At 59.8% G+C, this 21,760-nt stretch carries 18 protein-coding genes; 8 read left to right on the top strand and 10 right to left on the bottom strand.

Annotation, left to right across the window (positions count from 1 at the left end; all coding sequences use genetic code 11):
* The first annotated feature begins 7 nt into the window (after positions 1-7).
* Together ercA and K5R88_RS04155 are read left to right on the top strand one after the other, a co-directional pair.
* Positions 8-1,171, top strand: a complete 1,164-nt coding sequence (gene ercA, locus K5R88_RS04150; protein WP_008024858.1) for an alcohol dehydrogenase-like regulatory protein ErcA — start codon at positions 8-10, stop codon at positions 1,169-1,171.
* The gene (locus K5R88_RS04155; RefSeq protein WP_008036767.1) at positions 1,155-2,882 is read left to right on the top strand and encodes a PAS domain-containing hybrid sensor histidine kinase/response regulator; all 1,728 of its coding nucleotides are present in this window, start codon (positions 1,155-1,157) and stop codon (positions 2,880-2,882) included. Before ercA ends, K5R88_RS04155 begins: the two co-directional genes overlap by 17 nt.
* Here the strand turns inward: K5R88_RS04155 and K5R88_RS04160 are convergent.
* From K5R88_RS04160 to copC, 6 genes are all read right to left on the bottom strand, one after another.
* Entirely contained in the window at positions 2,867-3,745 is an 879-nt protein-coding gene (locus K5R88_RS04160) for an aldose 1-epimerase (RefSeq protein WP_226299261.1), read from the bottom strand. The genes K5R88_RS04155 and K5R88_RS04160 overlap by 16 nt on opposite strands.
* A gap of 129 nt (positions 3,746-3,874) precedes the next feature.
* Complete coding sequence (locus tag K5R88_RS04165) at positions 3,875-4,762, bottom strand: SMP-30/gluconolactonase/LRE family protein (protein WP_223452670.1); 888 nt, start codon at positions 4,760-4,762, stop codon at positions 3,875-3,877.
* A gap of 52 nt (positions 4,763-4,814) precedes the next feature.
* Complete coding sequence (locus K5R88_RS04170; RefSeq protein WP_226299262.1) at positions 4,815-5,633, bottom strand: NAD-dependent epimerase/dehydratase family protein; 819 nt, start codon at positions 5,631-5,633, stop codon at positions 4,815-4,817.
* A 264-nt stretch (positions 5,634-5,897) separates the two neighbouring features.
* Positions 5,898-7,196 carry an OprD family porin gene (locus K5R88_RS04175; protein WP_226299263.1) on the bottom strand — a complete coding sequence of 433 codons (1,299 nt, stop codon included), beginning with the start codon at positions 7,194-7,196 and terminating at the stop codon, positions 5,898-5,900.
* Between the two features lie 233 nt (positions 7,197-7,429).
* Complete coding sequence (gene copD / locus K5R88_RS04180; RefSeq protein ID WP_226299264.1) at positions 7,430-8,287, bottom strand: copper homeostasis membrane protein CopD; 858 nt, start codon at positions 8,285-8,287, stop codon at positions 7,430-7,432.
* 3 nt (positions 8,288-8,290) lie between these two features.
* Complete coding sequence (copC, locus tag K5R88_RS04185; RefSeq protein WP_008024843.1) at positions 8,291-8,656, bottom strand: copper homeostasis periplasmic binding protein CopC; 366 nt, start codon at positions 8,654-8,656, stop codon at positions 8,291-8,293.
* A gap of 146 nt (positions 8,657-8,802) precedes the next feature.
* On the opposite strand from copC, the gene K5R88_RS04190 reads away from it, so the two are divergent.
* Positions 8,803-9,423, top strand: coding sequence for a TetR/AcrR family transcriptional regulator (locus K5R88_RS04190; RefSeq protein WP_008024841.1), 621 nt, complete (start codon positions 8,803-8,805; stop codon positions 9,421-9,423).
* A 116-nt stretch (positions 9,424-9,539) separates the two neighbouring features.
* On the opposite strand, the gene preA is transcribed toward K5R88_RS04190, so the two are convergent.
* The 3 genes from preA to hydA form a co-directional block, all read right to left on the bottom strand.
* Positions 9,540-10,814 (bottom strand): NAD-dependent dihydropyrimidine dehydrogenase subunit PreA, encoded by a 1,275-nt coding sequence (preA, locus tag K5R88_RS04195; protein ID WP_192227454.1) that lies wholly within the window; start codon positions 10,812-10,814, stop codon positions 9,540-9,542.
* A complete protein-coding gene (locus K5R88_RS04200; protein ID WP_226299265.1) occupies positions 10,815-12,182 on the bottom strand; it encodes an NAD(P)-dependent oxidoreductase in 1,368 nt (455 codons plus the stop codon).
* Positions 12,183-12,341: 159 nt separating this feature from the next.
* Positions 12,342-13,781, bottom strand: coding sequence for a dihydropyrimidinase (hydA, locus tag K5R88_RS04205; protein WP_008024835.1), 1,440 nt, complete (start codon positions 13,779-13,781; stop codon positions 12,342-12,344).
* Between the two features lie 552 nt (positions 13,782-14,333).
* On the opposite strand from hydA, the gene K5R88_RS04210 reads away from it, so the two are divergent.
* The 5 genes from K5R88_RS04210 to K5R88_RS04230 all read left to right on the top strand — a co-directional run bounded on the left by K5R88_RS04210 (position 14,334) and on the right by K5R88_RS04230 (position 20,228).
* Positions 14,334-15,818 carry an NCS1 family nucleobase:cation symporter-1 gene (locus K5R88_RS04210; RefSeq protein WP_008036778.1) on the top strand — a complete coding sequence of 495 codons (1,485 nt, stop codon included), beginning with the start codon at positions 14,334-14,336 and terminating at the stop codon, positions 15,816-15,818.
* A 140-nt stretch (positions 15,819-15,958) separates the two neighbouring features.
* Complete coding sequence (locus K5R88_RS04215) at positions 15,959-17,242, top strand: Zn-dependent hydrolase (protein WP_226299266.1); 1,284 nt, start codon at positions 15,959-15,961, stop codon at positions 17,240-17,242.
* A gap of 208 nt (positions 17,243-17,450) precedes the next feature.
* Positions 17,451-18,947 (top strand): helix-turn-helix transcriptional regulator, encoded by a 1,497-nt coding sequence (locus K5R88_RS04220; RefSeq protein WP_226299267.1) that lies wholly within the window; start codon positions 17,451-17,453, stop codon positions 18,945-18,947.
* Positions 18,948-19,123: 176 nt separating this feature from the next.
* Entirely contained in the window at positions 19,124-19,375 is a 252-nt protein-coding gene (locus K5R88_RS04225) for a DUF1652 domain-containing protein (RefSeq protein WP_223452659.1), read from the top strand.
* Positions 19,376-19,511: 136 nt separating this feature from the next.
* Positions 19,512-20,228, top strand: a complete 717-nt coding sequence (locus K5R88_RS04230) for a hypothetical protein (RefSeq protein WP_226299268.1) — start codon at positions 19,512-19,514, stop codon at positions 20,226-20,228.
* Positions 20,229-20,860: 632 nt separating this feature from the next.
* On the opposite strand, the gene K5R88_RS04235 is transcribed toward K5R88_RS04230, so the two are convergent.
* A complete protein-coding gene (locus tag K5R88_RS04235; RefSeq protein ID WP_008036792.1) occupies positions 20,861-21,628 on the bottom strand; it encodes an SDR family oxidoreductase in 768 nt (255 codons plus the stop codon).
* Positions 21,629-21,760 lie beyond the last annotated feature (132 nt).

The raw sequence follows: 21,760 nt of genomic DNA on the forward strand, positions 1-21,760 counted from the left end.
TTTTCCAATGAGCCAGAGTCTCAGCCAGCTGCGTAAATTCGTTTCGCCTGAAATCATCTTCGGTGCCGGTTGCCGGCACAACGTCGGCAACTATGCCAAGACCTTTGGCGCGCGCAAGGTCCTGGTGGTCAGCGACCCCGGCGTCATTGCCGCCGGGTGGGTTGCCGATGTCGAGGCCAGCCTGCAGGCCCAGGGCATCGATTACTTTTTGTATAGCGACGTTTCGCCCAACCCGCGTGTCGAGGAAGTCATGCTCGGTGCCGAGTTGTACCGGGAAAACCACTGCGACGTGATCGTCGCCGTTGGTGGCGGCAGCCCGATGGATTGCGGCAAGGGCATCGGCATTGTCGTCGCTCACGGGCGCAGCATCCTCGAGTTCGAAGGGGTGGACACCATCAGCGTGCCCAGCCCGCCATTGATCCTGATCCCGACCACCGCCGGCACCTCGGCGGACGTCTCGCAATTCGTGATCATCTCCAACCAGCAAGAACGCATGAAATTCTCCATCGTCAGTAAAGCGGTGGTGCCGGACGTGTCTCTGATCGACCCGGAAACCACCCTGAGCATGGACCCGTTCCTGTCGGCCTGTACCGGCATCGACGCGTTGGTGCATGCCATCGAAGCCTTCGTCTCCACGGGCCACGGGCCACTGACCGACCCCCACGCGCTGGAAGCCATGCGCCTGATCAACGGCAACCTGGTGCAGATGATCGCCAACCCGACGGACATCGCCCTGCGCGAGAAAATCATGCTCGGCAGCATGCAGGCCGGGCTGGCGTTCTCCAACGCGATCCTCGGCGCGGTGCACGCCATGTCTCACAGCCTCGGTGGCTTCCTCGATTTGCCCCATGGCCTGTGCAACGCGGTGTTGGTGGAGCACGTGGTGGCCTTCAATTACAGCTCGGCGCCGGAACGCTTCAAGGTGATTGCCGAGACGTTCGGCATCGATTGCCGTGGCCTCAATCACCGGCAGATCTGCGGGCGGCTGGTTGAACATCTGATCGCGTTGAAACACGCCATCGGCTTCCACGAAACCCTTGGCTTGCACGGCGTCAGCACGGCGGACATCCCGTTCCTGTCGCAACATGCCATGCACGATCCGTGCATCCTGACCAACCCGCGTGAATCCAGTCAGCGTGATGTCGAGGTCGTCTATGGCGAAGCCCTCTGACGAGCAACAGGCGGCGCTGGCCGGCTTGCTCGGATTGGGCAGCCATTCGGCGCGCAAGAGCCATTACCCGGAACTGGCCGCCCGCCTGGAAGACCTGGAAACCGAGCGCAATCGCTACAAGTGGTTGTTCGAGCACGCGGTCTACGGGATTTTCCAGGCCAGCCTCGACGGCGGCATGCGGGCAGCCAACACGGCGCTGGCACGCATGCTCGGCTATCAGGACCCGCAAGACGTGATGTTTTCCAAGGCAGACCTGGCCAGCCAGCTGTTCGTCGGCGGTGAGCAGGAGCTGGAAAACATCGGCGAGATCCTTCGGCATCAAGGCAGCCTGCATGGTTACGAAACCCAGTTGCGCCGCCAGGACGGCAGCAGCGTCGATGTGCTGATGAACCTGTTGCTCAGGCCCGATAAGGAACAGCTGGTGGAAGGTTTTGTCGCTGACATCACCGAGCGCAAACAGGCCCAGCAACGGTTGCAACAGCTCAATGACGAACTGGAGCAACGCGTCACCGCGCGCACCGACGAATTGCTCGAAGCCAACCGCAACCTGCAGCAACAGATCACCCAGCGTAAACAGATCGCCGAAGCCTTGCGCGATGCCCGTGATGCCGCCGAGGCCGCCAATCGCAGCAAGGACAAATACCTCGCCGCCGCCAGTCATGACCTGCTGCAACCGCTGAACGCTGCGCGTTTGCTGATTTCGACCTTGCGTGAGCGCAAACTCCCGGACGTCGAACAGGTGCTGGTCGAACGCACGCATCAGGCCCTGGAAGGGGCGGAAGACTTGCTCACCGATTTGCTGGACATCTCCCGGCTCGATCAAGCGGCAGTCAAACCGGATGTCGCGTTGTACCGCCTCGATGAATTGCTCGGGCCGCTGGTGTCGGAATTCCAGTCAGTGGCCGACGCGGCCGGGCTGCGCTTGCGTGTGCACATGGGCGATTACGCCATTCGCACCGACCTGCGCCTGATGACGCGCATCCTGCGCAATTTCCTCAGCAACGCCTGTCGCTATACCGACGAGGGCAGCATCCTGCTCGGCGCCCGGCGTCGCGGTGACAGGTTGCGTCTTGAAGTCTGGGACACCGGGCGCGGGATCCCGGCGGATCGCCTCGACTCGATCTTCCTTGAGTTCAATCAACTGGACGTCGGCCGCGCCGCCGACCGCAAAGGTGTGGGGCTGGGATTGGCGATCGTCGAGCGCATCGCCAAGATTCTCGATTACCGGGTCCAGGTGCATTCGCTGCCGGGACGCGGCTCGATGTTCAGCATTGAGGTGCCGATTTCCCGTGAGGTTCCGTTACCCATCAGCCTCGCGGCGCCCCAGCCGGGCACGGGCAATCCGCTGCCGGGCCGGCGTTTGCTGGTGCTGGACAACGAGGTCAGCATTCTGCAAAGCATGAGCGCGCTGCTCGGGCAATGGGGTTGCGAAGTGGTCACCGCCACCGACGAGGCCTCGGCGCTGGCCGCGTTGCAGGGCCACGCGCCGGAGCTGATTCTGGCGGATTACCACCTCGATCATGGGGTGGTGGGGTGCGAGGTGGTCCGGCATTTGCGCGAGCATTTCAGCCAGACGATTCCGGCGGTGATCATCACCGCCGACCGCACCGATCAGTGCCGCCGCTCCTTGCAGCGACTGGATGCGCCGTTGCTGAACAAGCCGGTGAAACCCGGCAAGTTGCGCGCAGTGCTGAGTCAGCTGTTGGGGTAGGCGCGGTATTGCAGGCTGAAACCCAGCTCGGCGGATTGACCTTGTTCCAGCAGCACCAGTCCCGGCCGACCGGGCAAGTGGTGCGCATTGACTGGATGGCTCACCGGTTCGATGCAGAAAAACCCCAGGTCCACCGGGCAGTACAGCAGGAAGTAATCGCTGCCGCTGGCCTGGCATTCCAGTTCATAACCGAGGTCGGGTTGCTGGATCAGGCAATGGCCATCCCATCCGCAGAAACCATTGTCGACCAGCGTGTCGGGCAGGGCCTTGAGCTGGCGAAAATCCCACTCGGCAGGCAACGAACCGAGTCGGGTCGGCAGTTTCGAGGCGTCGCACCACCACACCTGCTCAGCCTTGGTCTGTAACCGAGTGCCGGCGGTACGGGGCAAGTACGGGTGCAGCCCCAAACCATGCCACGCGGCGCGCTCGGCCAGATGCGTGACGTGCAGTTCGATGCTCAGTTTGCCCTGGCTCAACTGAAAACGCTGCCGGGCGCGATAGGCGAACGGCCTGGTGCTGTCGAGTTGCAGGACGACTTCATCACGGGTCTGCGAAACCACCTGCCATGGTTGTTGCCAGGCGCTGCCGTGAATCGGCAGGGGATCGGTGAGGCTGTTGGGCTCGAGCGCGAGCCAGCCGTCAGGGCGATCGAAACCGCCGTCGGAAATACGGTTGGACCATGGCACCAGCGGAAAACAGCCGAGCTTGCCCGGCAGACCGGTGTTCAGCGCGTGCGCGTCACTGTGGCGCAACAGCGGCTGCCCCGAACTGTTGACGGTCCAGTTGACGATGCTGCCACCGGTTTCGGGGGCGAGGGTGAGGTGGGTGAATTCGTCTTCGAGTTCGAGCAGTGTTGGCGTCATGGTGACCTGCGAAATCAATGAATGCGTGGACTATCCGTAGGAGCCAGGCTTGCCGGCGAAGGCGATCTCAAGGACGCCTTCGCCGGCAAGCCTGGCTCCTACAGGTACAGCGTTGTCTGGCGAATTCGGTCAGTGGCTGAAAAGGGGTTCGGGCAAGCCTTTTACCCCAGGATCAAGGGCGAACACACCGCCCGCCAGTGACTGTTCGTCATGGTCGTCGCCGGGGCGGATCGAGGTCACGAACAGGGTGTCCAGTCGACTGCCGCCGAAGGCGCACATGGTCGGCTTTTTCACCGGTACGGTGAGGGAGCGGTCCAGGCGTCCGTCGGGGGTGAAACGGTGAATCAGCCCGGCATCGTTGGCGCAAATCCAATAGCAGCCTTCGGCATCCACGGCAGCGCCGTCGGGGCGACCGCAGAAGTGATTCATGTCGACGAACAGCCGGCGGTTTGTCGGCGTGCCGCTGTCGATGTCGTAATCGAAGGCCCAGATTTGCTGGGCCAGGGGATGCGAGTCAGACAGGTACATCGTGCGCCCGTCCGGGCTGAAGCCCAGGCCGTTGGGGACGATGAATCCTGACAGTAGCGCGTCGAGCGGCCCGCGCTGCCCGTCGGCGTAGCGATACAGCGCACCGTCGGCCGCGTTGGCGCCCATGTTCAACACCATGCTGCCGGCCCAGAAACGCCCCTGACGGTCGCAGCGACCATCGTTGAGGCGCATGTCGGTACGCGGGTGATCGACGTGGGCCAGCAGTTCGCTGTCGAGGCTGCCGTCATTGTGCGGCTGGAGGCGGAAGAATCCGCTTTCCATCCCGCCGACCCAGCTGCCATCGCGGTGACGCGCGATGCAGGCGAGCATCTCCGGCGCCGTCCAGGCCTCGACATGCCCGGTTTCGGCGCTCCAGCGTTGCAGGCCCCCGGCGGGAATGTCGACCCAGTACAGGGCGTTTTCTTCCGGGACCCAGACCGGGCTTTCACCGACCGTGTTGCGGGCATCGACAATCAATTCGGCTTGCATGGCAACTCATTCCCTGGGTTTTTGTTGTGGGGATCAAGTGAACAGCGCTGACTCAATCGCCGAACGGACCGGACGCGACAAACGCGCCACCCTGGTAAACCATCGCCGGGTCATCAGCGGCCGGCATCGGCTGGGCGTCGATTTTTGCACGGAACACTTCAGAGGTGTCCTGCGGTGCATAACCCAGCGCGGTGGCGTAGCGGTTGTCCCACCAGAGTTTTTTGTTGTCGGAAGCGCCATAGACCACGGTGTGGCCGACGTTCGGCGCGTACAGGGAGCGTTCGATCAGTTGGGTCAGGTCGCCGAAGCTCAGCCAGGTGCTCATCATTCGACGGTTTAGCGGTTCCGGGAACGAGGAGCCGATACGGATGCTGACGGTCTCGATGCCGTAGCGATCGAAGTAGAAGCTGGCCATGTCTTCGCCGTAGGACTTGGACAAACCGTAGTAGCTGTCCGGGCGGCGAGGGGATCGGCCGTCAATCACTTCATCCTGTTTGTAGAAACCGATGACGTGGTTGGAACTGGCGAAAATCACCCGCTTGACGCCATGACGGCGCGCCGCTTCGTAGATGTGGAACACGCCGCAAATGTTGGCGCCGAGGATGTCTTCGAACGAATGCTCTGTCGACACACCGCCGAAGTGCAGGATCGCGTCCACGCCTTCGACCAGGTGATGCACGGCTTGCTTGTCCGCGAGGTCGCAGGTCACGACTTCTTCGCGGTCATCAATGGCGGGGGCGATGTCGGCGATGTCCGACAGGCGAATGACCTTGGCGTAAGGCCGCAGGCGTTCGCGCAGCACTTTACCGAGGCCACCGGCGGCACCGGTCAGCAGCAGGCGATTGAAAGGGGCTTGGGAAGTGGTGGTCATGGAAGTTCCTGGGCGCGAAATTATTGTTGTTGAGTTCGTTGTAGGTTGTCGTACGACTGTGCCGAAGTATCGTTAGGGTTTCCGGGTCTTGTCAACGCAACTTTGGTCAAAAAAGACGGAGGGTTACCTGGCAAGAACGTTATCCCCTGTAGGAGCGAAGCTTGCTCGCGAAGGACTTCAGGGCAACGCGTTTATCCAGAAAACATGCGTTATCGTTGACGTCTTTCGCGAGCAAGCTTCGCTCCTACAGGTCAGTAGCGCGTATTACAACAACGAAATCGGGTAGTTGATGATAATGCGGTTTTCATCGAACTCGTTGTTGCTGAAGTCTTTGCGAATGCTCGCGTTGCGCCATTTGACGTTGAGGTTCTTCAGCACGCCGCTCTGTATGGTGTAGGCCAGTTCCGATTCGCGGCCCCATTCCTTGCCGTCGGTGATAGCGCCGGTGTGCACGTTATCGCCGCTGATGTAGCGGTTCATCATCGTCAGGCCGGGAATGCCCAGGGCGACGAAGTTGTAGTCATGACGCAGTTGCCAGGATTTTTCCCTGGCGTTGTCGTAGCTGGAGTTGTAGCTGTCGTTGGCCAGGGTGCCGCCGCTGGTGCCGTTGACGCGCATCCAGGCATTGTCGCCGGTGAGCTTTTGCAGGCCGACGTAAAAGGTGTTGCCGCCGTATTTGGCAGACAGCATGGCGAACGTGGTTTTGTTGTCCAGGTCACCGGCCAGGGCACTGCCATCTTCCTTGCCGTTGAAGAAGCCGAGGTTGGCGCCGAGGGTCCAGTCGCCGATGGGTTGGCTGTGGCTCAGGTTGAAATACTGCTGCTGATAAATGTCAGTGAGTTCCGCGTACCAGACGCCGACCTGCGTGCGCTTCTCGTTGAACAGGTATTCACCACCACCGAAGTTGAAACGGTCCGAGGTGAACGCCGCTTTGCCGTTCATGGACATGTCTTCCATGCTCGCATCGTTGCGCGGGCTGTTCTGCCGGAACTGGCCGCCGTAGAGCGTCAGGCCGCTGATCTCGGTAGAGGTCACCTGGCCACCGCGGAAGGTTTGCGGCAGGGAGCGGCCGTCATCCGAACGCAGGATCGGCAGTATCGGCATCCATTCGCCGACCTTCAATTCGGTTTTCGAGATTTTGCCTTTGAGCGCCACTCCCATCCGGCCGAAGTTGTCGGCAGGGCGACCGTCATCGTGGATCGGCAGCAGTTGTGTACCGCCGGTGCCTTTGCCGCCATCGAGCTTTTGCGAGTACAGGCCCAGCACATCCACACCAAAACCGACCGGGCCTGGGGTGAAGCCTGACTTGGCGTCGAGGATGAAGTTTTGCGTCCACTCTTCGGCCTTGCCTTGTGGGTAGGTCGGGTTGGTGAAGTTGCGGTTGATGTAGAAGTTGCGCAGGTTCAGCGTGGCCTTGGCGTCATCGACGAAACCTTCGGCGTGGCCGATCACAGGCATGGCGAGTACGGCCAGGCTGCTGCAACCGATCAGGCTCAGGGTATGCCGGCGTGCGAAGACAGGGCGAGAAGTGCGGCTGGAGGAATTGCGGGCGAGTTTGCTCACTGTGACGTTCCCTGGGTATTTGTTGTTTTTATTTTTGTCATACGTCGTCGTACAACATCGGGGCGATTATTTGCGAGTGTTTCAGGGTATGTCAATCAGAAGTTATACGATGACTCGAATGGCCCCACACGATCCTTGTAGGAGCCGGCTTGCTGGCGATCCAGGCACCGCGGTGTATCAGGAAGACCGCGTCGCCTGGATCGCCAGCAAGCCGGCTCCTACAAAAACGGTGTTTATCCGGTAATCATCGGGGGCATGGTGCCCAGGAGGGAGACTGCCGCCACAGCGCCAATGCCCAGCAGCCACTCCATAATCACACTGGTTTTGAGCGTCGCCATGCGCTGCTCGCAATCCTTGATCCGCTGCCGATTGAACAGCGCCAACCCCAGCATCGCACTCACCAGCAGCACCTTGATCAGCAGAATCAACGCAAACCCGGACAGCAACGGGGTCGGCCAGAACTGCCCGGTCAACACCCGCACATTGATCAGCCCGGTAATCACCAGTCCCGCCACCAGCGCATAACCGACACCGCTGAAGCGTTGCAGTATTTCGCGGACAGCATGGCCAGCCGGTTGCCGCAGGATCATCACCAGCAGCAACAACCCACCGAGCCAGGCCCCGACGCAGGTCAGGTGAATGATTTGATTGAGGATCAGCAACTGGCCGCTGAGGCCATCGAGCATCGCGCCGTGACCGACCGGTGCCAACGTCGCCAGCAGCAGGCCGCCGAGGACCAGGCGCAAGGGCAGGCTGGTGTGAAGCGGTGTCAGCAGCACAACCATCAGCAAGCCATTGAGCAGCAGATGCCAGCGCCAGACCTGGCCGAAAAACGTATTGCCCAGCACCAGGCGCAAGGTCGACGGATCGAACGCCGCCTCCCACGCACCGGCCATGCTGACGGTGATCAGCAGCAGCCAGGCGATGCCGCTGACCAATGCGACCGAGGCGAGCCAGCGGCTGACTCGTGCCAGCGTTTTGTCCAGCAACGCCTCATGACCCAACAGCAGCGGCCTGAATACCCAGCCCCCGAACAGCATCAGCACCACGGTGAAATGCAGGAAGCGGCACAGCACCATCGCGCTCGTCATGAATTACTGGCCAACCTTGAAGCTGTAAGCGCCTTCGCTTTTGTGGGTATCGACCGACACCGCATGCCATTCGACTTTGTAGGCGCCCGCCGCCAGTGGCGCAGCCGGGGTCACGACCAGGGTCTTTTTATCGCTGCCTTCGGTGGCCAGGCTTTTTACCTCAACGTTGGCGCCGTCCTTGCTGATCGTGACTTTGGTGAATGCCGCTTCGACACCTTCGGAGAACACCAGGCGCAAATCCGACGGTGCACTGACGGTGCTGTCGGCAGCCGGCGTCTGGCTTTTCAGATGGGCATGGGCAAACACCGACGAAGCGGCGAGCAGCGAGCCGAGCAGGGCGGCGGCGGTCAGGGTTTTCTTGAAAAGCATCGTGGGTACCTCAGAGGCAGGTTCGAAGAAGGGCGACAGTTTAACTGTGAGCGTCGGCGGGTGGGTGTACGAAGTTTCGTTTTCCGCTGTCGCCGCGATGTAGGGCGGATGCTAGTCTTGAGCAACGCTGTTGTCAGGGAGCCCTCATGGGCAATCACAAGATCGAGATTCGCCGCAGTAACGTCGAAAAAATTCTGCTCGGGGCCGAAAAGGTCTTTGCCGAAAAAGGTTTCGGCGGCACCGCCATGGCCGACATCGCCGCCGAAGTGCAACTGCCGCGCTCCAATCTGCATTACTACTTCAGCACCAAGACCGAGCTCTACAGCGCCGTGCTGTTCGATTTACTTGAAGTGTGGAAGCAGGATGCGCTGTGCTTCGAGATGTTCGATGACCCGCGCGTGGTGCTCAGCAGCTACATCCGCGCCAAGATGAACCACTCGCGCAGCCGGCCTTACGGTTCGAAAGTCTGGGCCAACGAAATCATCCACGGCGCGCCGACGCTGGGTGAGAAACTCGACGCCAGCCTGTACGACTGGGCCAAGATGAAAGAAGCGAAAATTCGCCAGTGGGTGGACGACAAACGCATCCTGCCGGTGGAGCCTTCCAGCCTGCTGTACATGATCTGGGCGTCGACTCAGCATTACGCCGACTTTGATCACCAGGTGAATATTCTGAACGACCACCAGCCGCTGTCGGACATGCAGTTTGAGCGGGCGGTGCAGACGGTGACGAGCGTGATTTTGCGGGGGATCGGGTTGGAGCCCTGATATCTCGGGTGTTGCTGATGGCCTCTTCGCGGGCAAGCCTCGCTCCTACAGGTACCGCGCTGTACCTGTAGGAGCGAGGCTTGCCCGCGAAGGCGTCAGATCAGGCGCAGCAGATTTTAGACGGCGACATGATACGGATTCCTCGGATCATGATTCCAATCCAGAAACGGCTTCCCGTTCTCCATCGGCACCATCTCGATGCAGTCCTGCACCGGGCAAGTGATCTGGCACAAATTGCAGCCCACACACTCGTCATCGATCACTTCATATTTGTGCGTCCCATCCGCCTGCCTGAGGCTGGCCACCGCCTGGTGCGAGGTGTCTTCGCAAGCGATATGGCAGCGACCGCAACCGATACACGCCTCCTGGTCAATTTTCGCGATCACCTGATAGTTGATGTCCAGGTACTTCCAGTCCGTGGTATTGCCCACCGCGCGCCCGGAAAATTCCGACACGCTGGCGTAGCCCTGACTGTCCATCCAGCGTGACAAACCGTCCTTCATGTCCTCGACAATCCGGAAACCATGCAGCATCGCCGCCGTGCACACCTGCACCGAGCCGCTGCCCAACGCGATGAATTCCGCCGCGTCGCGCCAGTTGCCGATGCCGCCAATACCGGAGATCGGCAAGCCTTGAGTCTGCGGGTCGCGTGCAATCTCGGCGACCATGTTCAACGCAATCGGCTTCACCGCCGAGCCGCAATAACCACCGTGAGTGCTTTGGCTGCCGACGATGGGATTGGCGACCATGCGTTCCAGGTTAACGCTGGTGATCGAGTTGATCGTGTTGATCAGCGACACCGCATCGGCACCGCCGCGATGGGCCGCGCGGGCGGCGACGCGGATGTCGGTGATGTTCGGTGTGAGCTTGACGATTACCGGCAGCGAGCAATACGTCTTGCACCAGCGGGTGACCTGCTCGACATACTCCGGCACCTGACCGACGGCCGCGCCCATGCCCCGTTCCGGCATGCCGTGAGGGCAGCCGAAGTTCAGCTCGATGCCGTCGGCGCCGGTGGCTTCCACCAGCGGCAGGATGTGTTTCCAGGATTCTTCGACGCAGGGCACCATCAGCGACACGATCAAGGCGCGGTCCGGCCAATCCTTTTTCACCTGGGTGATTTCCCGCAGGTTGATCTCCAGCGAGCGGTCGGTGATCAGCTCGATGTTATTGAAGCCCAGCACTTCACGGTTGGCGCCGAAATGCGCCGAGTAGCGCGACGACACGTTGACCGCCGCCGGGTCTTCACCCAGGGTTTTCCAGACCACGCCACCCCAGCCGGCCTCAAAGGCGCGGACCACGTTGTAGGCCTTGTCAGTCGGCGGCGCAGAGGCCAGCCAGAACGGGTTGGGGGATTTGATGCCGGCGAAGACAATCGAAAGATCGGCCATTTACGCAGCCTCCACGTTGAGCATCAATTGAGCGTTGATCGCCTCGGCAGCCAGCTTGCCGTGCTGCACGGCTTGCACGGTGAGGTCCTGATCGAGGCTGGTGCAGTCGCCGCCGGCATACACGCCGGGGATGCTGGTGCGCAGCTGTTCATCGACGGCAATCCGATCGCCCTGACGCTTGAGTTCACGGGCCAGCGGGTCGCTGAGGGCGCTTGAGTCAAAGGCCTGGCCGATGGCTTTGAAGATCGCATCGGCGACCAGTTCGAAGGTTTCGCCAGTGGTTTGCAGGCGACCTTCTACCAAGTGTGTGCGGGCGAAGCGCATGCCGCGCACGTGGCCCTGAGCATCGAGCAACACTTCTTCGGGTTGCGCCCACGTCAGCAAGCGCACCTGATTGGCTTTGGCGATGTCTTGTTCATGGTGGGTGGCGCCCATGTCCTCGACACCGCGGCGGTACACCAGATTCACGTCATGCGCGCCGAGGCGGGCCATTTGCACGGCCATGTCGATGGCGGTGTTGCCGGCGCCGAGGACGATGCAATGGTCGGCCAAAGGCAGTTGTGTCAGGTCATCGGCCTGGCGTAACTCGCGGATGTATTCGGTGGCGGCGAGCAGGCCGGGTGCGTCCTCGTGATTCAGTCCAAGCTGTTTGCTGGCATTGAGACCGAGGCCGAGGAACACCGCGTCGAATTGCTGATGCAGGTCGCTCAAGGTCAGGTTTTCACCGAGCTTTTGCCCGTGACGGATTTCGATGCCACCGATCTGCAACAGGAAATCCAGCTCCTTCTGTGCGTAATCGTCCACCAGTTTGTACTTGGCGATCCCGTACTCGTTGAGGCCGCCAGCCTTTTCCCGCGCTTCGAAAATCACCACGTCATGCCCATGCATGGCACTGCGATGAGCGCAGGACAAACCGGCCGGGCCGGCCCCTACCACCGCGATGCGTTTACCGGTTGCGGCGGCGCGCGGGAAGGGGTGTTCGCTAAAGTGCGCATTGTCCACGGCGTAACGTTGCAACAGGCCGATCAAGACGGGCGCGCATTCATGGTCGTTGTTGCGCACACACGCTTGCTGGCAGAGGATTTCGGTCGGACAGACCCGGGCGCAACTGCCGCCGAGGATGTTCGCCGAGAGGATTTTCTGCGCCGCGCCTTGCACGTTGTCCTGATGGATATTGCGGATGAACGAGGGAATGTCGATGTCGCTCGGACAGGCGTTCACGCACGGCGCGTCGTAGCAATACAGGCAGCGCGAGGCTTCCAGGTGCGCCTGGCGATCGTTGAGCGGCGGCGCCAGATCGGTGAAGTGGCCGGCGAGGGCGGCCGCATTCTCAACGGGATGCGGGAGGTGGGTCAGGGTCTTGATCACGGTGTTGGCCTCACGGTTATTTGAGGTAACTGCCTCTGATGGGCATTGGTTTTTTTGTTGTCTGGGCCGGCCTCTTCGCGGGCAAGCCTCGCTCCTACAGTTTGAAATGCGATCCACCGTAGGAGCGAGGCTTGCCCGCGAAGGCCGAAGGCCTCGATCTCAGCGTTTCACAGCAACTGGCTGATTCAACTCCGCCCGCTTGCTCAGCAAATCAAACACCGCCGGATACGCCGGCCGTTCGACATAGCGCCCGGCTCCACGCTCGGCGCGCAAATCACCGTCCGCCCAGACCACACGGCCCTGGCTGATCGTATGGCTCGGCACACCGCGCACGGTCTTGCCTTCGAAGATGTTGAAGTCGACCTGCTGGTGATGCGTCTTCGCCGAAATCGTCCGTGTGCCTTCGGGATCCCACAGCACCAGATCCGCATCGGCACCCACGCGAATCGCACCTTTACGCGGGTAGAGGTTGAAGATCTTCGCGGTGTTGGTGGAGGTGAGCGCCACAAAGTGCTGCATCGAAAAACGCCCGGTGTTCACTCCTTCATCCCACAGCACGGCCATGCGGTCTTCGATACCGGCAGTGCCATTCGGGATTTTGCTGAAGTCGTCACGGCCTGCGGCTTTTTGCTCGGCGCAGAAACAGCAGTGGTCGGTGGCGGTGGTGTGCAGGTTGCCGGACTGCAAGCCATGCCAAAGCGCCTCCTGATGGCCGCGAGGACGGAAGGGCGGGCTCATCACATAACCGGCGGCGGTCTGCCAGTCCGGATGCTGGTAGACGCTGTCATCCAGCAGCAAATGCCCGGCCAGCACTTCACCGTAGACTGGCTGGCCCTTGCTGCGGGCGTAGGTGATTTCGTCGAGGGCTTCCTTGGTCGACACGTGAACCAGGTACAGTGGCGTGCCCAGGGTTTCGGCGATACGAATCGCCCGGCTCGCCGCTTCACCTTCGACTTGCGAAGGGCGCGACAGCGGATGCGCTTCAGGGCCGGTAATGCCTTGGGCCATCAACTTGCGTTGCAGGTGATAAACCAGTTCGCCGTTTTCCGCATGCACGGTCGGCACGGCGCCCAATTCCAGGCAGCGCTCGAAACTCGCCACGAGGGTGTCATCGGCTGCCATGATCGCGTTCTTGTAGGCCATGAAATGCTTGAAACTGTTGACCCCGTGATGGCTGACCAGCTCGGCCATTTCCTCACGGACCTGCTCGCTCCACCAGGTGATCGCCACGTGGAAGCCATAGTCCGACGCTGATTTTTCCGCCCAGCCGCGCCACTGATGAAACGCTTCCATCAACGACTGCTGCGGGTTGGGAATCACGAAGTCGATGATCGACGTGGTGCCACCGGCAAGTCCCGCCGCCGTGCCACTGAAAAAGTCTTCACTGGCCACGGTGCCCATGAAGGGCAGTTGCATGTGCGTGTGTGGGTCGATGCCGCCGGGCATCAGGTATTGGCCGCTGCCGTCGAGCACTTCGGCACCCGCCGGAACATCAAGATTGTCACCGATGGCTTTGATCACGCCGTCGGCGCAATAGACGTCGGCGCGATAACTTTCATCATGGGTAATAACGGTGGCGCCACGGATCAACAGAGACATTCCGAGTTCCTCGCAGGCAATGACTGACTGGTGTCAGTTCTAACTGTTTTATATGCAGCTGGCGTCAACGGTCGTATTCCTGTCAACGCTGTCAGGATTAGAAGCTAGTATGAGTTCAAGGATTGAGCAAGAATATTTTTTATAAGCATATAACCGTTTTAAGCTATTGATAAATAATAACTAAATCGATTAATCACCAAAATGGTGAGGCCTCTCACCATTTTGACGCACTTGACAGGTTCCAAAAATAGACGAGATTTCTTATGTGAAATCAGCCGCTTGAGAATGGTCTATGGTTGATGCGCAACTTTGAAAAAAAGATCGACGCACCAGATTGAGTCCTGACGGTTCGGACAACTTGCCTGGCCTTTAGCCTGAGAGAACAGACACGTCGCCGAGTACTCACTGGAGATAGATATAAAACTGATCAACATCAGTTAGTTGCAAAGCTTTTATGGAACTGCCCGATGCGTATTCGGAGTGCCCGGCACGTTTATTGATGCCGCCAGCCCCCGATGAGCAAAAAATAATTCAAAGAACAGTGGAGCGGCCATGCAACAGATCAGATCGCAAGTGACCGAACGCGACGGCTTGTTCGAGCTCGAAGCCGGCAGCGATGTCCTCGACAGTCCCCGATACAACCACGACATGGCACCGACCAAGGTGCGCGAACGAACCTGGAACAAATGGCACATCACCGCGCTATGGGTCGGCATGGCGATCTGCGTGCCGACCTACACCCTCGGCGGTGTGCTGACCGCCTATTTCGGCCTGACGGTGGGCGAGGCGCTGGTGGCAATTCTGCTTGCCAACATCATTGTGTTGATCCCGCTGACCCTGAATGCTTTCCCCGGCACTAAATACGGCATTCCGTTCCCGGTGTTGCTGCGTTCGTCCTTCGGCATCCTCGGTTCCAATATTCCCTGCCTGATCCGTGCGCTGGTGGCGTGTGGCTGGTTCGGCATCCAGACGATGTTTGGCGGGCTGGCGATTCACCTGTTTCTGGGCTCGGTGTTTGAGGGCTGGAAATCCCTCGGTGGCACCGGTGAAGTCATCGGTTTCATGGTCTTCTGGGCGCTGAACCTGTGGGTGGTGATTCGCGGCGCCGACTCGATCAAATGGCTTGAAACGCTGTCTGCGCCGCTGCTGGTGCTGGTGGGTGTCGGTCTGCTGGTGTGGGCGATGCCGAACGTGTCGATGACCGAGTTGCTGGCGATCCCGGCCAAGCGTCCGGAAGGCGCCAGTGTGGTCAGCTATTTCGCCGCAGGGCTGACCGCGATGGTCGGGTTCTGGGCGACGTTGTCGCTGAATATTCCCGACTTCAGCCGCTATGCGAAGAGCCAGAAAGACCAGATTGTCGGGCAGATCATCGGCTTGCCGCTGACCATGTTCCTGTTCGCCTCGCTGGGCGTGGTGATGACTGCCGCGTCGGTGAAACTGGTGGGCGTGACCGTCTCCGATCCCGTGACGTTGATCGGCCATATCCAGAGCCCGGTCTGGGTGGCGCTGGCCATGGCGTTGATCATCATTGCCACGCTGTCCACCAACACCGCGGCCAACATCGTGTCGCCGACCAACGACTTCCAGAACATCGCGCCGAAGGTGATCAACCGCACCAAGGCGGTGTTGCTGACCGGGCTGGTGGGGTTGTTGCTGATGGGCCATGAGTTGCTGAAGAAGCTTGGGCTGATTGTCTCGGACCTGAGCCTGGAAACGGTCTATTCGAACTGGCTGCTGGGTTATTCGAGCCTGCTCGGGCCGATCGCCGGGATCATGGTGGTGGACTATTTCCTGATCAAGAAACAGCAACTGGACCTGGCCGGGTTGTATCGCGATGACGTGTACCCGGCGTGGAACTGGTATGGATTTATCGCGTTCGGCGTGCCGGTGGTGCTGACGTTGCTGTCGTTGGGCAGCGATGCGTTCAGCTGGTTTTACAGTTATGGCTGGTTCACTGGCTCGGCGCTGGGCGGGTTGATTTATTACGGGTTGTGCTCGGTGCGGCCCAGCCCGTCTATCGCGAAATCTCCGGTGTGAACACTGGCCTCTTCGCGAGCAAGCTTCGCTCCTACAAGGAATACGCAAACCTGTAGGAGCGAGGCTTGCCCGCGAAGGCGGCGCCACAAACACCAAAGAATTGCCTGAAAAACCTATAAAAACTGCCTGAGGAGATCACCATGAACGCGGCCACAGACGTTCTGCAATCCACCCATCAGCACATCAACCGCGACCGCCTGTGGCAGTCGCTCATGGACCTGGCCCGGCTTGGCGCCACGGTCAAGGGCGGCGTGTGTCGCCTGGCCCTGACCGACCTCGATCGCCAGGCCCGGGACATTTTCGTCAGGTGGTGCGAGGAGGCTGGGTGCACCGTCAGCATCGACGCCGTCGGCAATATCTTCGCCCGTCGCCCCGGCCGCAACCCGAACCTGCCGCCGGTGATGACCGGCAGCCACATCGACACCCAACCCACCGGCGGCAAGTTCGACGGCTGCTTCGGCGTACTGGCCGGGGTCGAAGTGCTGCGCACCCTCAACGACCTGGGCGTGGAAACCGAAGCGCCATTGGAAGTGGTGGTCTGGACCAACGAAGAAGGCTCGCGTTTCGCCCCGTGCATGATGGGCTCTGGCGTGTTTGCGGAAAAATTCACCCTTGAAGAAACCCTCGCCAAGGTCGACGCCGAAGGCATTACCGTCGGTGAAGCGCTGAACGCCATCGGCTATGCCGGGCCACGCAAAGTCAGCGGTCACGCGGTCGGCGCGTATTTCGAAGCCCACATCGAGCAAGGCCCGATCCTTGAGGACGAACACAAAACCATCGGTGTGGTGATGGGCGCCCTCGGGCAGAAATGGTTCGACCTGAAACTGCGCGGTGTCGAAGCCCATGCCGGCCCGACCCCGATGCACCTGCGCAAGGATGCACTGGTCGGCGCCGCCGTGATCGTCGGTGCGGTCAACCGCGCCGCCCTCGGCCATCAACCCCACGCGTGTGGCACCGTCGGTTGTCTGCAAGCCTATCCCGGCTCACGCAACGTCATCCCCGGTGAAGTGCGCATGACCCTCGATTTCCGTCACCTGGAACCGGTGAGGCTGGACTCGATGATCGCTGAAGTCCGTGAAGTGATCGAAACCACTTGCGAAGAACACGGCCTGACCTACGAACTGACCCCCACCGCCGACTTCCCGCCGCTGTACTTCGACAAGGGCTGCGTCGAAGCGGTACGCGGTGCCGCGCAGGGGCTTGGCTTGTCGCACATGGACATCGTCAGCGGAGCAGGGCACGACGCAATCTTCCTCGCGGAACTCGGCCCGGCCGGGATGATCTTCGTCCCGTGCGAAGGCGGCATCAGCCACAACGAAATCGAAAACGCCGCGCCGGATGACCTGGCGGCGGGGTGTGCGGTGTTGTTGCGGGCGATGCTGGCGGCTTCGGCGGCGATTGCCGGGGGGCAGCTCGCGGCATAAACGTCAGAAATTCGCGTAAGCCCATGCAGGAGCGAAGCTTGCTCGCGAAGGCGCCCGTTCAATCGACAGTGATAGTGAAGTCGATGGCCCCTTCGCGAGCACGCTTCGCTCCTACGGATTCGGATGTTTGCCGCACGATCCCTACCCCTCGCGGTCGTAATCTTCACAGAGCGCCACACGTTGGCGCGGCCGCCATTGTGGAGATCCAATGAGCCAGGACGTCCTGAGCACCGAAACCAATCGCCGCCAGTTGCAGCAGATCATCGCCGGTTTGTCCGACGGGGTGATTCTGCTGGAGCTCGACCAGACCATTGTGTGGGCCAATGATGCTGCGCTGGCCATGCACGGCGTCAGCCGGATCAGCGAGTTGGGCGCGAACGCCAGGGAATATGCCCGGCGTTTCGCGTTGCGCTATCGCAATAACCACCCGGTGGCGGCCGACAATTACCCGATCAACCGGGTTGCCCGGGGCGAGACCTTCAGCGATGTGTTGGTGGAGGTGACACCGACCGCCGACGAGGATCGCACCTGGGTTCACAACGTGCGCAGCATGGTCCTGGCCGACAGTGCCGGGGCGCCGGAGTCGCTGGTGCTGATCATGGACGATGTCACCGAGTGGGCCAGCGCCGAACAGCGCTTCGAAAAGACCTTCAACGCCAACCCGGCCCCGGCGGTGATCTGCCGCCTCAGCGATTTGCGCTACATCAAGGTCAACTCGGGTTTTCTGGAAATGACCGGGTATGTCCGCGATCAAGTCATCGGTGTTTCGACCTACGAGCTGGACGTCCTTGAAGGCGCCGAGAAGAAAGACCTGGCGATCGAGCGTTTGCGCGAACACACCACCATTCCCCAAATGCAGGCCGAGCTGAAGTTGGCCGACGGCAGCAGCAAACAGGTCATCGTCGCAGGCCAGCCGCTGGAGCTGAACGACGAAGACTGCATGCTGTTTTCTTTCGTCGACATGGAGCCACGGCACAAGGCCGAAGTTGCCCTGCGCCAGAGCGAGGAACGTTTCGCCAAGGCCTTTCGATTGACCCCGGTGCCCACCCTCGTGTGCGGTGCTGGCGATCAGGTGGTGATCGACGTCAACGAAGCCTTCCTTGATACGCTCGCTTACCCCAGCGAAGACGTATTGGGCAAGACCCTCGCGGAGATCGATTTTATCCACGATCAAGGCGACCGCACTCGGCTGTTTGCGGCGCTGGAGAAAACCGGCCGCCTGGATCGCATCGATGTGCGTATCCGAAAAAAAGACGCTCAACTGATCGATTGCGCGATTTGCGCCGACACCGTGAGCATTCAGGACAACCCTTGTTACCTGTTGGTGTTGATGGACATTACCGAGCGCAAACGCACTGAACTGGAGTTGGTGGCGGCCATCGAAGAAGTGATGCAAGACGCGTCCTGGTTCAGCCGTACGCTGATCGAAAAACTCGCCAATGTGAAAAGCGTCAATTCGCCGAAATTGCCCAGTGTGTCGTTTACCGACCTGACGGCCCGGGAGCGTGATGTGCTTGGCCTGATCTGCGAAGGCCTGGCCGACAAGGAAATCGCCGCGCGCCTGAAACTGGCCCCCAATACGGTGCGCAATCACGTATCGACGGTTTACTCCAAACTCGATGTGCACAGTCGCAGCGAGGCGATTGTCTGGGCACGCGAGCGGGGATTGTTTTCCGGTGAGTGGCGATCCAAAGGGCAGCGGTAAGGTGCAAATGCACTAGTTGAGGCAGTGCAAATGGATGTTCTGATCGGGCTCGGCGGTTTTTAGGCTGTAAGGGTGAGATACGAGTCTTCGCGTCCCCCTCGATACAGGAAAAGGAACCGTCACATGGTCACGTTCAGAGCGCACGGGTTTATGCGCCGTCGCCAAGGTGAATCGCAATGATTTCCCTGGCGCAATTACGCTTGCAACTGGAACGCAGTTTTTCGCCGCTGGCCTGTGAGTGCACGCTTACGGGGGATCATTCGCTGACGGTGAAACTCTATCACCCGGTGTCGGGGCAGGTAGATCTGGTGGTCAGCGGGTTGAGCTTGACAACGCTCGGAACGCCGGACGCTGTGCAGGCGCTGGTCGAAGAACTGCGTTATGAGCTTGAAAGCAATAGTCTGGGTCGACCGAATGCGATCCTGTAGGGGATTATCAAAAGTGAAGGGGTGCTATAGCATTTTGTTCTAGTTGAACTGTCATGTTTGACAGTAGCTCTCTTGCCCGATCTTTCTGATAGTGGGCCGTGTCTTTTTAACACGGCGTTATCAGAGGGGTTTCATAATGGAAATCGAAACGAGCCGAAGTTTTTCAGAGCCTGAGTCGTGGGAGGGCTCAAAGATATATGTAGATGACGTCGAGCATCTGCCGGGCTCGCCGATTGCGCTGAAGGCGCCTGATTCACATGTTTTGAAGATCGTTTCGAACTTGTTGGACGGTAAACAAATCAGGCTGGAGGTGGTCGACGTCGAACTGGCCAATATCCATATAGCCCCGATGGGTTGGGTGACAGTGAGCGGCGGCATCGCGGAGTTTACAATCACTCCACAATCCATTATCGGAAAAGCCACGTTGATATTGTTCGCGATGGACTTTACTGAGGTTTTGACGTTTCCATGTATTGTCACGCCGCCTTCTCACCCTTGGTATTCGGTTTCTTCAATTTACGTGGAGTCATCGTCTTGGAGCGGACTAGTACCGCACGCAGGGCTTATACCCGGTGTAAAGGCTGGCAGTAGTTTTAAAATTACGTTGATGCCGGTAGGGGATAGTTTGCTTGGCAAACAGGTGGAGATGAAAACGTTGGATTCATGGCTTCCACCGGTTGTGACGCCGACGGAACCTCAGGTGATGGTAAAAGAAGGTGTTACCTGGCGTGTTGTGTTCGCAACGCCTGCGTTCGTAACGGCAAGAATTTTTTCCCCTGATGTTCCATCGTGGACCGGAATCACCTTCGTACCCTCCGGGTACAAAGTAGGAATAGCTTCTTCTGAAGAGTAGGGCTGCGCATCAGTATCAAGGGGGTTAATACACGCAGAGACTGGAACAACGATTGAGTCGGCATTCCAGGATTACTGCATGGCGTGACCTCTCTAATGGTCGTAGGCATTTGCACTGGCGGATTGGGCAAGAAACATCGATGCAGGGTGGCAGAAGCGGTCGAGTGGGCTATAAGCAATAAGTGGGTAAAACTCTGTGACCGGACCGTGAATAGGCGGAAATCCATTTGTTTCACAGATATCTGACAATCAGTTGCCGCGGGCCTACCTATGAACATTCTTGGGAAATGCACGTTTGCGCCTTTGTCGCTTGCCTTCTGCATAACGATACTCAGCGGTTGCGCCAGTCCACCGCCGCCACCTCCTGCCGCCCCACCTCCGATACCTCAACGCACGTGTGACACGTCTGAAAAAACCGATGTGTTGGGTGACGCAAGGGCTGAAGGGCAGGTGACAAGGGAGACCACTTTGACTCGGTGCGTGACTCAATAGCTCCCTGTACCTGAGTTGTGGGTGAAAATTATCCCGGCTGAAAAGACGTAATTTTACATTTGGGTATGCAAGGCTTACCGCGATGGCGTTCTCGAGATTGCCATCGCCGGCAAGCCGGGCTCCTACAATTGACGGACTTCCTCAGGAAAGAAAACCTCCGTCCACATTCAACGAAACCCCCGTCGTATAACTGGAAGCATCACTCGCCAGATACAACACCGCCCCCGCCATCTCGCTCGGATCCGCCACGCGTTTCAGCGGAATCTGCGCCAGTGCGGTTTTCAAAATCGCATCATTCTTCACCAGCGCCGAGGCAAACTTGGTATCGGTCAGGCCCGGCAGCAGGGCGTTGCAGCGAATCCCGAACTGCGCACATTCCTTGGCAAACACCTTGGTCATGTTGATAACCGCAGCCTTGGTCACCGAGTAGATGCCCTGGAAAATCCCCGGCGAGATGCCGTTGATCGATGCCACGTTGATGATGCTGCCACCACCGTTGTCGCGCATCAGCTTGCCCGCTTCCACGGACATGAAGAAGTAGCCGCGGATGTTGACATCGACGGTTTTCTGGAAGGCGCTGAGGTCGGTGTCCAGCACGTTGCAGAACTGTGGGTTGGTCGCGGCGTTGTTGACCAGGATGTCCAGGCGGCCGAACTGTTCGCGGATGCCGGCGAAGACCTGGCTGATCTGTTCCATTTCACCAATGTGGCACGCGACGGCAGTGGCTTTGCCGCCGGCAGCGATGATGGCGTCGGCGACGTGCTGGCAGCCCTCGAGTTTACGACTCGAGACGATGACGTGGGCGCCTTGCTGGGCCAGGAGTTTGGCGATGGCTTCACCGATACCGCGGCTGGCGCCGGAGACGAAAGCGATCTTGCCGTCGAGGTCGAACAATTGAGTCTTGGACATTGGAGTTCCTTGTTATAGGCCTGACATTTGTACCGTGGGAGCCAGCGATGCGGCGACCCGACTTGCCGGCGAAGAGCGATTACGCGGTATTACAGATACACCGCAGTGTCCAATTCGCCGGCAAGTCGGGTC

It is taken from the genome of Pseudomonas sp. MM213, assembly GCF_020423045.1.
GTDB classification, from domain to species: domain Bacteria; phylum Pseudomonadota; class Gammaproteobacteria; order Pseudomonadales; family Pseudomonadaceae; genus Aquipseudomonas; species Aquipseudomonas migulae.